We start from the raw sequence: 15,910 nt of genomic DNA on the forward strand, positions 1-15,910 counted from the left end.
GATGCTTAAAGCTTGGTTAACCAACAAAGCCACTCAGTTGTTTTTTGTTTTATGGTTGCATATTTCGTTATTAAACTTATTTTTTGTTAACAAACGAGGCGTTGTGTTTTTGTGGCAACAAAATAGCGAACTGAACACCTTACTGACTCATTTTATTACTGCTTTAATTGCGGCCCTTATTTATATTGCCATCACTAAGATACGAATAGGTTTAGCGGAAAAAAAACTCACGATGGGTAATAATGTTTTTGTGGTGGGCTCAGTGGTTATGGTGTTACTCATTGGCTTTTTTTTATTTTCAAGTGAGTAACATAATGCCATTTATCTATCAAAGCACGTAGTTAAAAAGCGAGTCAACTACGTGCTTTATTTATTCTACTATTTTTAAGCTTGGCTGTTATTTAATACCTGATACGGCTAACCACTGGTTAAAATCAAGCAAGTTTGCCGGTAAAATAACTTTTCTGTTTGCCTGGCTTAAGCCTTGCATTTGCTGAAGGTACTGCTCGGTTAATTGTAAATCAAGTGCTTGTTGCCCACCCGGTTGCTCAATGGCAATCGCTATTTTAGTGATTGAATCCCCCGTTGCTTGCGCAATAGCAATTATTTGTGCCGCTTTACCTTCTGCAGAATTTATACGACGTTGTTTTTCACCTTCTGAAATATTGATCATTTCAGTCATTAAGCCTTCTGAACGGTTAATTCGACTCGCCTTATCTCCTAAACTTTTTGCTAGAATTGCCCGGCGTTCACGTTCCGCATTAACTTCTAACTCCATGGCATTTTTAACAGTATCAGGTGGCGTTATATTTTTTATCTCATAGCGATGAACACGTATTCCCCAACTTTCGCCTGCTTTATCTAATACTTCTACCACTTTAGCACTGATAACATCACGCTCTTCAAAAGTTCTGTCCAAGTCTAAGGTACCAATAACAGAACGCGTGGTGGTTTGTGCTAATTGCATCGCGGCAAAACGATAGTCAGTGATACCGTAGCTTGCTTTTAATGAATCAATGACTTCGATGTAAATAACGCCATCAACTTCAACATTTACTTCGTCTTTTGAAAAACATTCTTGTGGTGGTACGTCGATTGTTTCTTCTTTTAAATCTTGAATAAAAGCCACACGGTCAATAAATGGCAATAAAAGATGAAAGCCTGCTTCTAAGGTACAGCGGTACTTGCCTAAACGTTCAACGACATAGGCAGACTTTGTTGGTACTAAGCAAATAGCTTGTACGAATTTGTAGGCTAGAAAGAGAAATATAGCGCCCCAGATAGCCAGCACCACGATATCAAGGTTACTGCCACTCATATTACTTATAGTTTGCTGGATCATTATTTTGCTCCTTGAACGGTTTGCGTTACTTTGTCCATGCCTTCGAAAAAGCCTTCTAATTTCGCCATTTCAGCGGGCATAATTGAGACATCTGCAGTTTTTAAAATAGACCCAGTTTGTTTAATGAATTGCTCTAGTAAACGCATTTTTATCGCTTTGTCGCCACCCGGAGTCATTGACGCTTTGGCAATCATGTTCATGCCCTCTGCGGTGGCTTGCGTTAGTATTTCAATTTCTTTTGCAAAACCATGTGCTTCATTAATTTGTCGTTGTTTATCACCCTCTGAAATATTAATGGCTTCTTGGCGCTCACCTTCTGATAAATTTATTGTCGATTCTTTGTCAGCTTCAGCTAAAGTAATTTCAGCACGTTTTTTTCGTTCGGCTTCCATCTGTTTTTCAAGGGTATGAATGACATTAGCAGAAGGGGTGATATTCCTAACTTCGTAACGCAACATTTTGATGCCCCAAGGATCTGATGCTTTGTCTATTTCACGGACAATCGTTTCGTTAAGGGTGTCTCGTTCTGAAAACGTTTGTCCGAGTTTTAACTTGCCAATTTCACTACGCATAGTGGTTTGCGCTAAATTCACACAAGCCCGGCGGTAATCTTCTATACCATAGCTGGCTTTGGCACCGTCCATAACTTGAATATAAACTAAGCCGTCGACTTCAATTTGAATATTATCGCGAGATATACAGCTTTGAGAAGGGATGTCTAAGACTTGTTCTCTTGTTTCATGACGGTAAGCGACGCGGTCAATAAAAGGAATAAGAAAATGTAATCCAGGTTGCATTATTGCGCGAAATTTACCTAAACGTTCGATAATACAAACTTCTTTCATTGGCACAATAAGGACCAGTTTGACAACAATAAACAGTAATCCAAGAAAGACAAAGGTGAGTGTGGCTAGCATAGGTTGCTCCCATATTTTTAGTTAGAATGATAGTTTTGTTGTTGTTACTTTATCGGTTCAACAACCAGAGAGATATTTTCTTTACAAACAATAGTGGCGTGACTACCTTTGGGTAACTCTGAACCGTCGCTCAGCGCGGTCCAAGTAGTGCCTTGAAATTCTACGCGACCAGCATGAGTCCCTGGTCCAATTTTTTCTATAACCGTTACTTCTTTGCCATAAATGTCTAGTTCTTCATAAATATTTTCAACGGTATATTCACCACTGAAAAACCGTTCAGTGACAAAATAAAGTACAAATAGTAGAAATGAAGCAAGAATAAACCAAGTCGTTAAAGTCAGAGTCCAAGTATCGAGTAATTGTTGTTGTACACCAATAGCGACTAATAATGAGGCAATACCTAAATTTAAGAGGATACCACCGGGAACAAAAATTTCTGCGCAAGCAAATAATATGGCTAGAACAATCCACGTTTCAAATAAAAGTATGTACTCCACCGCTAACTCCTTGTCATTAATGCTTTAATAGATTAACAGGTTAAAAAAATATAGATACTGTTGTTATATTATTATGAAGAGGTAAAATTTATGATCACTTCTGTAAAAATAAAGTTAGCAAGTATGACATATTATGTCAAGTTTGTTGTTGAATTATATTTCCTAGTTAAGTCTAGGTTATCAGGTAACTTCCTTACGTTAGTCTGGCTCTGATATCCTTGTCTCAAAGATTGATATACAGGAAAGTATTAATAAGGTGAATGCGCGTACCTAGCAGAAATATACGTTGCTTTACTTTTTACATCCATGTGATCACAGCATACCGTTCATCCTGAACATATAAAGCCCGTTAACTTTCATTAACGGGCTTTATTTTTTATATTGTTATTAAATACTAGAAGCTTGGTAGTATACCAGCGGGTATTAATTGATTTAATTCACCATCAGCAATAATATCTGAGGCTTCTGCAATATCGGGTGCAAAGTATCTATCTTTATCATAAAAGCTTACTTCTTGACGTAAAATAGCTTTGGCTAATTCAACTTTTTCAGCACCTTTAAGAGGAGCTCTAAAGTCTAAACCTTGCGCGGCGGCTAAATACTCTACGGCCAAGACACCATTGGTATTTTCTGCCATATCAGCTAAACGACGACCAGCAAAGCAAGCCATCGATACATGATCTTCTTGGTTAGCCGATGTTGGTAAACTGTCAACCGAAGCAGGGTGAGCTAACGATTTATTTTCTGATGCTAAAGCTGCTGAGGTCACCTGAGCTATCATAAAACCTGAGTTAACACCGCCGTTATCTACAAGAAATGGAGGGAGTTTACTTAAGTTTGCATCAATCAATAGTGCCATTCTACGTTCAGACAACGAACCTATTTCGGCAATGGCGAGGGCTAAATTATCAGCAGCCATAGCGACAGGTTCAGCGTGGAAATTACCTGCCGAGATAAAATCACCTTCATTTGCAAAAACCAGTGGATTATCCGTTACTCCATTGGCTTCGATATGAAGCACTTCAGCAGCCTGACGAATTTGTGTTAAACATGCACCCATCACTTGTGGCTGACAACGTAATGAATAAGGGTCTTGTACTTTTTCACAATCAACATGAGAGCCACCAATTTCAGAGTTTGTATCTAAAACATAACGGTAAGCGGTTGCTGCATCTATTTGGCCTATTTGCCCACGTACTTGGTGAACGCGATCGTCAAAAGGGGCACGTGAACCTAATGCGGCTTCAACAGACATTGAGCCAATAACCACAGCAGCAGCAAATAAATCTTCAGCGTGAAATAAACCTTCCAAAGAAAAAGCCGTAGATGCTTGTGTACCGTTAAGTAGCGCTAAACCTTCTTTCGCGGCAAGTGTTACCGGTTCAAGACCTGCAATTTTTAAACCTTCAAGGGCGGTAATGACTTCACCGTCATGCGACATTTCACCTTCACCTAGTAAAGGTAAAACCATATGTGAAAGTGGCGCTAAATCGCCAGATGCGCCAACTGAACCTTTTTTGGGTACACAAGGATAGACTTCAGCATTAAGCAGAGTGATTAAGGCTTGGATGACTTTTAAACGTATACCTGAAAAGCCACGTGACAATGAATTGATTTTTAACACCATCATTAAGCGTACCGTGGCATCTTCCATATATTCGCCAAAACCCGCTGAGTGAGAAAGTACGATAGAGCGTTGTAATAATTCTAGCTCTTCTGTCTTTATGCGTGTGCTGGCTAATAAGCCAAAGCCGGTATTAATACCATAAACGACACGGTTTTCACGGATAACTTGTTGTACCGCTTCAGCACTTTGATGAATCGCATCAAAGGCACTCTCGTCAAGGCTATATTGAATACCTTCGTATTTAACGACGTTGCGTAATTGCGCTAGGGTTAATTGCCCTGGAATAATGTTTAATGTGCTTATATCTGACATGTATTTCTCGTTAATTCTAATTAATTCGTTAAATGAGTTTTCTTTAATGTGGCTGCATTAAGTCATTACGTCAGCCACGAAGAAAAAGTTACTTACCGTTAGCGCCTTCAATCATAGGTAAATCAAGGCCTTGCTCTATTGCACAATCAACGGCTATATCGTAACCCGCATCGGCATGACGCATAACACCTGTCGCAGGGTCGTTCCATAAAACGCGGCCAATACGCTGTGCTGCTTCGTCAGTTCCGTCAGCAACAATAACCACACCTGAATGTTGGCTAAAGCCCATACCAACACCACCTCCGTGATGTATGCTTACCCAAGTAGCACCACCAGACGTTGAAAGTAGGGCATTAAGTAATGGCCAATCAGAAACAGCATCTGAGCCATCTAACATACTTTCAGTTTCTCGATTTGGTGAAGCAACTGAACCTGAATCTAAGTGATCTCGACCGATAACAACGGGGGCAGATAATTCGCCAGTTTTAACCATTTCGTTAAAGGCTAACGCTAAACGCGCACGGTCTTTTAAACCAACCCAACAAATACGTGCTGGTAGACCTTGAAAGTCGATACGCTCACGAGCCATATCCAACCAATTGTGTAAATGAGGATTATTGGGGATCAATTCTTTAACTTTTGCATCGGTTTTATAGATATCTTCTGGATCGCCAGACAATGCTACCCAGCGGAAAGGACCTATGCCCTCACAAAATAAGGGACGAACATATGCAGGTACAAAACCGGGGAAGTCAAAAGCATTTGTAACCCCTTCATCTAAAGCCATTTGACGAATGTTGTTGCCATAATCTGTTGTTGCAGAACCTGCCGCTTGTAAGTCGAGCATGGCTTGTACTTGTATCGCCATTGATTTTTTCGCCGCTTTTACTACAAAAGCTTCGTCTTTTAAGCGCATCTCTGCTGCGTATTCCATGGTCCAACCTTGTGGAAGGTAGCCATTTAATGGATCATGTGCTGATGTTTGATCTGTGGTTACATCGGGTGTGATACCACGCTTTACTAATTCAGGAAAAACGTCAGCGGCGTTACCTAATAAACCAACAGATATCGCTTCACCTCTAGCACATGCTTCGTTGATCATGACTAAAGCTTCATCTAGCGTTTTTGCTTTTTTGTCTACATAACGAGTTTTGATACGAAAGTCGATTCGGGTTTCATCACATTCAACCACTAATGCTGAGAAACCAGCCATAGTTGCTGCGAGAGGTTGTGCACCGCCCATACCGCCTAACCCACCAGTAAGTACCCACTTACCTTTAGCGCTTCCGCCAAAGTGTTGCTTAGCCATCGCGACAAAGGTTTCATAAGTACCTTGCACAATACCTTGTGAACCAATGTAAATCCACGAGCCCGCAGTCATTTGGCCATACATCATCAAGCCTTTTTTATCGAGCTCGTTGAAGTGTTCCCAATTACCCCAGTTTGGCACTAGGTTTGAGTTAGCAATTAAAACACGTGGCGCATTTGAGTGGGTTTTAAATACACCAACCGGCTTGCCTGATTGCACCATTAAGGTTTCGTCATCTTCTAAACGATTTAATACTTCAATAATTTTGTCATAGCAAGCCCAGTTGCGTGCGGCACGGCCGATCCCGCCGTAGACCACTAATGATTGTGGGTGTTCAGCAACTTCAGGGTCAAGGTTATTCATTAACATGCGTTTAGCTGCTTCGGTTAACCAACTTTTTGCGGTGATTTTATTACCACGATCTGCTCTGATCACTCGGCTTGTATCTAATCTTGGGTCTGTTGAGGTATTTTCGATAGTCATGATATTTTCCTAACTATGGGTTGTAAAAAGGATGATTATTTCTTTAGAATTTTAAGTGACTGCCTAAACGATACTTATTACCCGGAGAGGTTAAGGTCGCTAAACTGACCACCCCTTTACTTGACCAAGTACGACGTTTCACTTGTAAACAAGGCATTGATTCTTCTATATGAAGTAATTGGCAAATATAGGCTTCTGCTAATACAGCTTCTATTTCGTGTGTTGCTTCTGTTAATGGTGCTTCACTTGATAAGTATTCGTGAGGCGTTATTTGCGTGAAGTCTTGCTGTAAATAATTTTTTACTAAGTCGCTATTAACAAAACGTTGTTCGAGTTGAATCGGTTGATCATTTTCAAAATGCAGTACTTCAGAATAAAAAACTGACACGCTATTAATTGAATTAGTTTTTAAGTTAAGTAAAATAGCGATTTCTTCGTTAACAGCAACCGCTTTCAAGGTCAGCTGTTTAGCGTGATGTCGATGACCTCGCTCTTGAATTTCATCAGCGATATTACGAATTTCTAATAACGAAGACTGTGACTTAAACGTTGCAACAAAAGTGCCTGAGCCTTGCGAACGAATCAATAGTCCTTGTTCGGTAAGTTCTTGTAAAGCACGTCTTGCTGTCATACGACTTACTGAAAATTGATCCGCGAGTTCATTTTCAGAAGGGACTTTTGCATGTTGTTGCCATTCGCCAGATTCAATTTTTTGGCAAATATGCTGCTTTATTACGGTAAATTTTGCTGTTTTTACTTTAGTCATGTTAATTCGCTAGGTTTATTGTTTATAAGACTGTTGTCGTCTTAACGCTATAACTTGTATATACAATCTCATTTATTAGTGCTGATGTCAATAGTTGTATATACAAGCTTGCTTGTCTATTCTCTATCGCGTAAAGTAGCGTTATTAGCAATCAAACACTACGCTTATAATGCCGCCATCTTTTGATATAAACGCTGGTTAAAAGTTTAGCGTTAAAATCACCTTTTGGATCTATTATGACGATTAATTCTTCTGCTTGGCACACTCTCTTCATTAATGTAAATCTAGCGACTATGACTGATGGCGCTAACAGCTATGGTGCGATTGAAAATGGTGCTTTAGCAATAAGTGGAAGTAAAATTGCTTGGTTAGGCGCTGAAACTTCTTTACCCCCATATGATGAAAAATCAGTACGGGTTATTGATGGAAAAGGCAAATGGTTAACGCCCGGACTCGTTGATTGTCATACTCATATCGTTTATGGCGGTAACCGAGCCAATGAATTTGAAATGCGCTTACTCGGGAAAAGTTATCAAGAAATTGCTAATGCCGGCGGAGGCATAGTCTCAACAGTATCTGCCACACGCAAAGCCAGTGAAAGTGAATTATTAGCCAGTGCCTTACCCAGGTTAACTGCATTACATCAACAAGGTGTGACCAGTATTGAAATTAAATCGGGTTATGGTCTTGATACAGAAAACGAAATTAAAATGCTTAAAGTAGCAGGGCAGTTAGCTGAAAAACTGCCGGTTACTATTAAGCGGACTTTCCTTGGCGCTCATGCTTTACCTGTTGAATACAAAGATAATCCCGATGAATATGTCGACTTAGTCTGTGATGAAATGATACCCATTATTGCCGAAGGTAAATTAGCCGATGCGGTTGATGTTTTTTGCGAAAGTATTGGTTTTAGTTTAGTACAAACAGAACGTGTCTTTGCTGCGGCTCAAAAGCATCATCTACCAATAAAAGTTCACGCTGAGCAATTATCAAATTTAGGCGCTACCGCATTAGCGGCAAAATATAATGCGCTTTCATCTGATCATATCGAATTTTTAGATGAAACCGGTATTAAAGCCATGAAAGATGCAGACATGACTGCAGTACTGTTACCCGGAGCCTTTTATTTTCTTCGTGAAACACAATTACCGCCAATGGAATTATTACGCAAGTATCAAGTGCCAATGGCGATTGCTACCGATGCAAACCCCGGTTCCTCACCCATTCATAATATTCAACTGATGCTTAATATGGCATGCACATTCTTTCGATTAACACCGGCAGAAGCACTAGCTGGTGTTACTTGTTATGGTGCTAAAGCACTCGGTTTAGCTAATAAAGGTCAGCTTGCGCTTGGCTTTGATGCAGATATTGCCTTGTGGAATATAGAGCAACCAGCGGAACTTTGTTATCAATTTGGCGTAAACCCACTGAGTGAATTATTTGTAGCGGGTAATAAAGCCATTTAATTTCATTAAATGGGCTTATATTCAGGGGATAATTTTTTCTGCGATAAGCCTAGTTAAAAACACCCTATACAAACTTCACTATATTGCTTAGTCTTAATATATACCCGTTCTACTTCAATACGCAGGTTCGTCTAATGGTGTTTAGCTATAAACCCCGTTTGGCATTGCAATAATTGATCTAATTTCCTAGTTAAACTCATCAATCGTATAGGTTTGTTGTCATTAGGTAAAAGGCTTTATATGAAACACTTTCGCTCGACGCGCTTATCACTCACTGGTTTTTTGATGGTAGTGTTAAGCTTGTTTTTATTTTCGAGTACGGCACAAGCCGCCTCTTTTTCTTTTACTGAATTTAATATTGCCTTTGTTTTGGGGTTAATGTTTCCTGTTATATTAATTATCGCCTTAGTTAAGCCCTTAAAAAACATTCGTCTTCGTTACCCCTTACTGATTTCTCTGAGTGTTTTATTGATGCTTTATGCCTTGGCTTATCCAAAAAGCTATCAAAGTGAATTGATACTTTCATCAGCCATGATTTTTTCTTCGGTGTTATTTTTTTGGCTACGAAGCACTTATTCTCAACCGGCAGAAAAAGTAAATTATTTAATCAATTTTATTGTTGTCGCAACAGCGGTATCTTTTGTTTTTAGTTTATGGTTTTTACCCGATATTGATGGTTATTTAGCCTGGCTGGCGGCAAGTTTACTGGTGCTTGCATGTGCTGGCGTTACGGTGCTTTCATCAAAAAAAATTAAAGAGCCTAGTAGTGTGAGATTAACGGCACAGTGGTTTATACATCTTTGTTTCGTAGTTATTCTTTTCGCGTGGTTAAATGCTTTTATCAGTGTTGTTTGGTTTGTGTCGGCAATCGTTATTTCTTATCTAGCCGCTTTGGTCAATGGTTGTTGGTATTTAGTGCAAGCCATTCGCGTCGAACTTAATAATAGCGATGATATTCGTCAACAAATATCAACAGCATATTTGTTAGACCCAGCAACAAATTTATCCTGTTATCAGCAAGCCTTAGAAAAACTAGACAATGTTATAAAGCAGCAGCCTAAAAGTCGCTTTGTGAGTATTGTTTTTAAGCCGGTAAACTTTCAAGCGGTTAACACCGTTTTAGGTCACCATAATTCTGATATTTTATTATTACAATTAGCGTATTGTTTACAGAAAAAAGTCGCTGAAAATATTTTATTAGTTAACTTTTCAGATGAACAATCACCGATAAAAATCGCTCGGCTACAAGGGTTACACTTTTTAGTCGTGCTAGATTTGAGTACTGACAACTATCCTGACCATACGAAAGTTGATCAGCTTTGCCGTGAGCTTATGGCTGCTGTGCCCAGTGCAATGAGTTTTAAAAGTTTTTCTCTCAATTTCGAATTGGCTTTTGGTGCTGCTTATATGGGTGAATACAGTCATAGTGTCAGTGAGGTTATTTCATTTGCTGAAGATGCCTTACTCGTTTCAGAACAAACTCAACAAGTTGTCAGTTACTTTGACCACAATAGTGCACTCTATACCGAACAACAATTACAGCGTATGGAACAATTAAAACAAGATATAGCCGATGAAAAATTACATTGGTATTTACAACCACAAATAGGTCTAGCAAATAAAAAAGTAGTAGGCTTTCACATGGAGGTGCATTGGTATTGCGATGATCAAACACCGCGTGTACTCAACCAATTTGTCGATATTGCTGAGCATAGTGGCGATATCTATCTATTAACAAAGCAGATGATTGTTGAAGCATGTAAGGCCATTGCTCAATTACAAAAGGTAGGTTTTGAAAAGCCAGTAACCATTACCTTTGCTAGTAAAGAGTTACTTGAACCGGCATTAATTGACTACATTGCTTTGCAAGCTAAAGAATATAGTATTAATACAAATTCTTTAATTATCGAGTTTAAAGAAGCGCTAATTTTATCTGCTAGCCAAAGAGCAAAAGCGATCATTGATCAGCTGAAATCTTTAAATATAAAGATCGCGATAGGGGATTTTTCAGGCAGCTATGAATCATTACGATACTTACGAAAGCTGAGTATCCATCAAGTAAAAATTAATTGTGGCTTGTTGGGTAATAGTGAGAATGACATTGAGAGTGGTAGCTCAGATAATGCCATTATTAATGCGCTCATCAATTTAACTCGAGCAATGAAACTCCCTCTTATTGGCACCTCAATTAATAACAGTAATATTGAACAAGCATTTATATCAATGGGCGGGGAATATGCTCAGGGTAGATATTTAAGTCGTGGGGTAGTTTTTGATGAAATTGAAATTTGGACGCGACGTTGGCTCGAACAATATCCACATAGTGAGCCAGCTAATTGAGCACAATTTAAGTCAGTGGGCGTAACTTACTGAATATAAAGTCTAGATGATTTATTCAATGTCTAACGGCTCTGGTGACAAAATAATACCAGTATTGTCAGCATAAATGTGGTCTTCAGGGAGAAATGTTACCCCAGCAAAGTTTATTGCTAAATCACTTTCGCCAATATCTTGGTCACTAGCACCGACAGGAATAGAGACTAAGCCTTGAATGCCTAAGTCGAGTTCTTCTATTGCATCTACGTCGCGGACACTTCCATAGCAAACAATTCCTTCCCAAGCATTGTTAGCGGCCTGTTCAGCAATGTTAAAATCAATCAGTGCCCTACGTGTTGAGCCACCACCATCAATAACAAGTACTTTTCCTCGTCCATCTGTCGCTACAATTTGTGCTATTAAACCATTATTTTCAAAGCACTTAATGGTAACAACTTGACCACCAAAAGAGCTGCGCCCGCCATAATTACAAAAGATAGGATCAACAACATCAATTAGGTCGGCATAAATATTACAAAGCTCTGAGGTGTTGTATTCCATGATTTTTCCTTAATGCTATGATTGAATGCTTATACCTATGCTACTAAATTTTTGCTCACAGCAACAGTAAACATAAAGTGTGAAAAAATTTAATCGATTGGCTGTTAGTATAGCTCGATGTACAAACGTTGTGTGAAATATATTCAATGGTAAATAACCGTATAATCAGCAAATAATAATAGCGACTGTCTTGTATTGCTAAGCAAAAGAATATTTAATGGTCGCCCGCAACTTAATAGAGAATATAACATGGTAGGTGAGAAAGACTTTTATCACGGTCTATTATTTTCTGTTGAAGCCGTAGTTTTTGGCTTACTTGCTACATTTTTTTTGCTGTATTATCGGGGGATAGGTCGGCAGTATGTTAGCTACTGGACGGTGAGCCTATTTTCTTTAAGTGCCCATCAACTTTGCCTTGCCATTGAAACCCAACTTACCGACCTCAGTGTTATCGCCTTAGAGAAAGTTCTTCTTACAGTAGGTATTCAAGTTAGTTTTTATTTTCATCTCTGCGCACTTTTACTCGGAATATATAGCGCAGTTTCAAAAAAAAGTATTTCTAAAAAAATCACCAATAGCAGCTTTATACTCAGTGCTTTGTTCGCACTAACGGCAACGTTACTCTATGGATTTGAGGTTAACGAGGTTTATAACCGCTTTTACCTGCGAGAGAGTTTACCTGCATTTGTGATGGGCTGCAGTTTATTGCTAACGGCCTTTTATCTATATAACTTGCCAAAAAAATATTTTTCTGCATATGTTTTTATTATTTATAGTCTTATTATGGGGGGCAGGTACGTTTTATTTTCTTTTCTTTCTATTGTACTTATCAATGAGTATTGGTTTAGGCCATTAGCAGAAGTACTGATTTATTTTGATTTGGGTGCCTTTACTTTATTAGCATTTACTATGCTTATTTGGATGCAAGGGGCAGAGCGAAGTATTGCGACCTCTGCGATGAATAAGGCTCAATATTTAGGTAAGCACGATTCATTAACCGGGGCGTTAAACCGACAACAAGTCATGGAAAAACTGCCTTTAATCATCGAAAAAACCGCCTGTAATCAACAAAATTTAGCGGTTTTTTTACTAGATATTAAAGGCTTTAAATTTGTCAATGATACATACGGGCTTAAGGTTGGGGATGCTATTTTGGGTGAAATAGCGCGTAGACTTGATGAAAGTATATTTTTACCCCAGGTGGTTGGACGATTAAGTGGTGATTCTTTTACTTTTATTATTGATGGTGTTGACGAAAAGCAACAAGCGGCTGCAATAGAACATTTACACGGCTTAATAAGTCGGGCGTACCACATCAAACAACATAAAGTATTATTACAATGCTCTGTTGGTTATTGTTTATATCCTGGGGATGGGCTATTAGCTGAAGATTTATTGCAGAAAGCTAATTTAGCCTTAGCGCAAGCTGAAAGTCAAAATGTGGCGACGGTCAAATATAAAACGGGAATGCAATCGCATGGTCGAAGATTACTTGCCATGGAAAAAGAAATTCGCGATGGTTTTGAAAACAATGAATTTGTACTCTATTTTCAACCACAGCTTAACTTATTAAATAATCGTATAGAAGGCTTCGAAGCGCTTGTTCGCTGGCAACACCCAGAACGTGGTTTATTACAACCCGCAAGTTTTTTACCTGATATTGAATCGCTTAACCTGCTTAGTGAGCTAGACAGTTATGTGCTTGAACGAGCATGCCAAACTATTGCACGTTTGCAAAAAGAATATCATCGACGAGTGACCATAGCGGTTAATATTACCGCCGTTGAATTTCAAGATCCAAAATTGATTGAAAATATCCAAGCCTTACTTTTTAAATATCAAATTACACCAAGATGTTTAGATTTAGAAATTACCGAAAATGTTGTGATGACTGAAATCGCAACAGCAATGAATACCATTGTTATTTTGCAAAATATGGGCATAAAAGTTTCAATTGATGATTTTGGTACAGGGTATTCCTCATTGGCATACCTGCGTAAACTGCCGATCGACAAAATTAAAATTGATCGAAGTTTTATTGAAGAAGTCGCAAGTAATGATTCAGATTTAACGATTGTTAAATCTATGGTTGAGCTTTCTCATGGTTTAGGTAAGCGTGTTTTAGCCGAGGGAGTTGAAACCGAAGAACAACTAAGGGTATTACGCAACATTGGCTGTGATGCTGTTCAAGGATATTACATCAGTAAACCTATACCCGAAGAAGCATTGAAAAAATACTTTGCCCGATAATTATCATCTTATTATTTCATATAAAAAAACATATAAATTTGTTTCAAATTTTAATTTTCTACCTATACTAAAAATATCAATCTATTAATATTTTTAGGATCTCCTTTATGCTAATCAAGCACAAGCTTATTGCTAACACCGGTATTTTGGTTTTATCAATGGTCTTTATGTTGGGCTTACTTAATTTTACTATGTCGTCTTTGGAAACTGATATAAAAATTGCTCGAGAAATTGGCAATATCGAAACCGAAATTTTACAGTTGCGTCGTAATGAAAAGGATTTTTTAGCTAGAAAAGATATCAAGTATTTTGAGGCGTTTAGTGAAAATTATGCTGAGCTTATAAGAAATATTGGTTCACTTGAGCAAGCTTACGAAACGATAGGCAAAGACCTTCCTGAATTAAATAAGCTTCGCGCTGTGCTAAATGATTATCAACAGTTCTTTAAAGACTTAGTTGATGCACAAAAAGATCTTGGTTTATCTTCAACCGACGGTCTATACGGCTCATTAAGATCTGCTGTTCATGTAGTTGAAGAGTCGATTGGTAATAGTGACTATAAATTGCTGAGCAATATGCTACAACTTAGACGCAATGAGAAAGACTTTATGTTACGTCTTGATGCGAAATACGTCGACCGTTGGAATAATAATGCCAGTTCTTTTGTTCAAGACATAAACGTAAGCGATTTATCCAGTGATGCTAAATCACAAGCCATTGATAATATCTCTCTCTATGAACAAGCATTTACAGACTTTGTTGCCGGACAAAAACGGCTTGGTTTCACCGCTAAAGAAGGTTTAAAAGGTGATATGCGCAACGCTGTTCATCAAGTGGATGAAATTTTAGATAAACTTGTTTTACTGAGTAAAAATGAGGTTGTTGAGCACACCAAATTTGTTGACTTGGTTGCCTACAGTGTCTTTTTTAGCATATTACTTATTGCCATCAGTTTTGCCTTTTTTGTCAGTAGAAGTATTTTATTAAGCATAAATCAGCTAAACGAGACCATGAAAAAAGTGGCTGATACTCAGGATTTATCGTTGACCGTATCTACTCACAGTGATGATGAACTCGGCGAAATGGCCACTATTTTTAATAATATGCTGGGTAAGTTTAGAAACTTAATTACGGCCGTTAACCTTTCTGTTGATACTGTGCACGAAGCAACAGATAGTTTATCAAAAAATATTCACCTTGCTAATGCCGGAGTCGACTCACAAATTCAACAAACGGATATGGTCGCTACCGCGGTGACTCAAATGGTTGCGACCGTTGATGAAATTGCTAATAATACCAATGCCGCTGCGAGTAAAGCTGAAGCAACCAATAATAATGCGATTAGTGGTAAAGAAGGGGTTGAGCAAACTATTGCGAAAATTGATGAGCTTTCTGAAAAGTTAAGGGAGTCAGAAAATATAGTGCACGAACTTGCTAAAGATAGCGATACTATTGGTTCAGTATTAGATGTTATTCGAGGCATAGCAGAGCAAACAAACTTACTGGCGTTAAATGCGGCTATCGAAGCAGCCAGGGCGGGAGAACAAGGGCGTGGCTTTGCTGTGGTTGCTGATGAAGTTAGAACATTAGCCAGTCGGACTCAAGATTCGACACAAGAAATTGAAACGATTATTAGTTCATTGCAAGGACGAACCAAAGAAATTGTTTCTCATATGGCTATTTGTCGAACACAAGGCCAAGACAGCGCTGACCAAGCAAGCTCAGCGGGTAAAATGCTAGAAGAAATAACCTATGATGTTTCAACCATCATGGAAATGAATACAGCTATAGCATCAGCCATTCAAGAGCAAAGTACGGTCGCTTCTGAAGTTAATCAACATGTGGTTGAGATAAGAGACGTCGCCGAACAAGCCGGGCTAATATCTCATCAAAATGCACAAATGAGTGAAGAGTTATCTCAGCAAGCGGCAGTGTTGAATAATGAAGTGAGTCAGTTTAAAGTTTAGAAATATACTTTTCTCTTGAAGATACCGAACAGGTGTTTTCAAGAGAAAACGTTATCTCTGTCTAGTTATTACTAGGCAAAGTTCGCTAAATAAA

General features: G+C 38.6%; 12 protein-coding genes. 5 read left to right on the forward strand and 7 right to left on the reverse strand.

Annotated elements, in window-relative coordinates; genetic code table 11:
* Position 1: 1 nt before the first annotated feature.
* A complete protein-coding gene (locus H4J75_RS14390) occupies positions 2-310 on the forward strand; it encodes a hypothetical protein (RefSeq protein WP_182222518.1) in 309 nt (102 codons plus the stop codon).
* An 87-nt stretch (positions 311-397) separates the two neighbouring features.
* On the opposite strand, the gene H4J75_RS14395 is transcribed toward H4J75_RS14390, so the two are convergent.
* The 6 genes from H4J75_RS14395 to hutC all read right to left on the reverse strand — a co-directional run bounded on the left by H4J75_RS14395 (position 398) and on the right by hutC (position 7,253).
* Positions 398-1,342, reverse strand: coding sequence for an SPFH domain-containing protein (locus H4J75_RS14395; RefSeq protein ID WP_259366409.1), 945 nt, complete (start codon positions 1,340-1,342; stop codon positions 398-400).
* Positions 1,342-2,259 (reverse strand): slipin family protein, encoded by a 918-nt coding sequence (locus H4J75_RS14400; RefSeq protein ID WP_070375014.1) that lies wholly within the window; start codon positions 2,257-2,259, stop codon positions 1,342-1,344. The genes H4J75_RS14395 and H4J75_RS14400 overlap by 1 nt, the downstream gene beginning before the upstream one ends.
* 44 nt (positions 2,260-2,303) lie before the next feature.
* On the reverse strand, positions 2,304-2,756 hold the full coding sequence (locus H4J75_RS14405; RefSeq protein ID WP_182214770.1) for an NfeD family protein: 453 nt from the start codon (positions 2,754-2,756) through the stop codon (positions 2,304-2,306).
* 394 nt (positions 2,757-3,150) lie between these two features.
* The gene (gene hutH, locus H4J75_RS14410) at positions 3,151-4,695 is read right to left on the reverse strand and encodes a histidine ammonia-lyase (RefSeq protein WP_182214769.1); all 1,545 of its coding nucleotides are present in this window, start codon (positions 4,693-4,695) and stop codon (positions 3,151-3,153) included.
* Positions 4,696-4,783: 88 nt separating this feature from the next.
* Positions 4,784-6,487 (reverse strand): urocanate hydratase, encoded by a 1,704-nt coding sequence (hutU, locus tag H4J75_RS14415; protein ID WP_182222519.1) that lies wholly within the window; start codon positions 6,485-6,487, stop codon positions 4,784-4,786.
* Positions 6,488-6,530: 43 nt separating this feature from the next.
* A complete protein-coding gene (hutC, locus tag H4J75_RS14420; RefSeq protein ID WP_182214766.1) occupies positions 6,531-7,253 on the reverse strand; it encodes a histidine utilization repressor in 723 nt (240 codons plus the stop codon).
* 236 nt (positions 7,254-7,489) lie between these two features.
* On the opposite strand from hutC, the gene hutI reads away from it, so the two are divergent.
* Together hutI and H4J75_RS14430 are read left to right on the forward strand one after the other, a co-directional pair.
* Positions 7,490-8,722 carry an imidazolonepropionase gene (gene hutI / locus H4J75_RS14425; RefSeq protein WP_182214764.1) on the forward strand — a complete coding sequence of 411 codons (1,233 nt, stop codon included), beginning with the start codon at positions 7,490-7,492 and terminating at the stop codon, positions 8,720-8,722.
* Positions 8,723-8,962: 240 nt separating this feature from the next.
* A complete protein-coding gene (locus H4J75_RS14430) occupies positions 8,963-11,062 on the forward strand; it encodes an EAL domain-containing protein (protein ID WP_182222520.1) in 2,100 nt (699 codons plus the stop codon).
* A gap of 51 nt (positions 11,063-11,113) precedes the next feature.
* Here H4J75_RS14430 and rraA read toward each other — a convergent pair whose 3' ends face one another.
* Complete coding sequence (rraA, locus tag H4J75_RS14435; RefSeq protein WP_070375007.1) at positions 11,114-11,599, reverse strand: ribonuclease E activity regulator RraA; 486 nt, start codon at positions 11,597-11,599, stop codon at positions 11,114-11,116.
* A gap of 249 nt (positions 11,600-11,848) precedes the next feature.
* Here rraA and H4J75_RS14440 point away from each other — a divergent pair, with 249 nt between their 5' ends.
* A complete protein-coding gene (locus tag H4J75_RS14440; protein WP_182222521.1) occupies positions 11,849-13,849 on the forward strand; it encodes a bifunctional diguanylate cyclase/phosphodiesterase in 2,001 nt (666 codons plus the stop codon).
* A gap of 107 nt (positions 13,850-13,956) precedes the next feature.
* Positions 13,957-15,816: a methyl-accepting chemotaxis protein gene (locus H4J75_RS14445; protein WP_182222522.1), complete on the forward strand. Its 1,860-nt coding sequence runs from the start codon at positions 13,957-13,959 to the stop codon at positions 15,814-15,816.
* The last annotated feature ends 94 nt before the right edge of the window (positions 15,817-15,910 follow it).

The sequence above is a fragment of the Colwellia sp. BRX10-1 genome (assembly GCF_014077545.1).
Taxonomy (GTDB): domain Bacteria; phylum Pseudomonadota; class Gammaproteobacteria; order Enterobacterales; family Alteromonadaceae; genus Colwellia_A.

Coding starts and splice junctions, on each gene's coding strand:
- H4J75_RS14390 (WP_182222518.1), top strand. CDS start 2: ATGCTTAAAGCTTGGTTAACCAACAAAGCCACTCAGTTGTTTTTTGTT.
- H4J75_RS14395 (WP_259366409.1), bottom strand. CDS start 1,342: ATGATCCAGCAAACTATAAGTAATATGAGTGGCAGTAACCTTGATATC.
- H4J75_RS14400 (WP_070375014.1), bottom strand. CDS start 2,259: ATGCTAGCCACACTCACCTTTGTCTTTCTTGGATTACTGTTTATTGTT.
- hutH (WP_182214769.1), bottom strand. CDS start 4,695: ATGTCAGATATAAGCACATTAAACATTATTCCAGGGCAATTAACCCTA.
- hutU (WP_182222519.1), bottom strand. CDS start 6,487: ATGACTATCGAAAATACCTCAACAGACCCAAGATTAGATACAAGCCGA.
- hutC (WP_182214766.1), bottom strand. CDS start 7,253: ATGACTAAAGTAAAAACAGCAAAATTTACCGTAATAAAGCAGCATATT.
- hutI (WP_182214764.1), top strand. CDS start 7,490: ATGACGATTAATTCTTCTGCTTGGCACACTCTCTTCATTAATGTAAAT.
- H4J75_RS14430 (WP_182222520.1), top strand. CDS start 8,963: ATGAAACACTTTCGCTCGACGCGCTTATCACTCACTGGTTTTTTGATG.
- rraA (WP_070375007.1), bottom strand. CDS start 11,599: ATGGAATACAACACCTCAGAGCTTTGTAATATTTATGCCGACCTAATT.
- H4J75_RS14440 (WP_182222521.1), top strand. CDS start 11,849: ATGGTAGGTGAGAAAGACTTTTATCACGGTCTATTATTTTCTGTTGAA.
- H4J75_RS14445 (WP_182222522.1), top strand. CDS start 13,957: ATGCTAATCAAGCACAAGCTTATTGCTAACACCGGTATTTTGGTTTTA.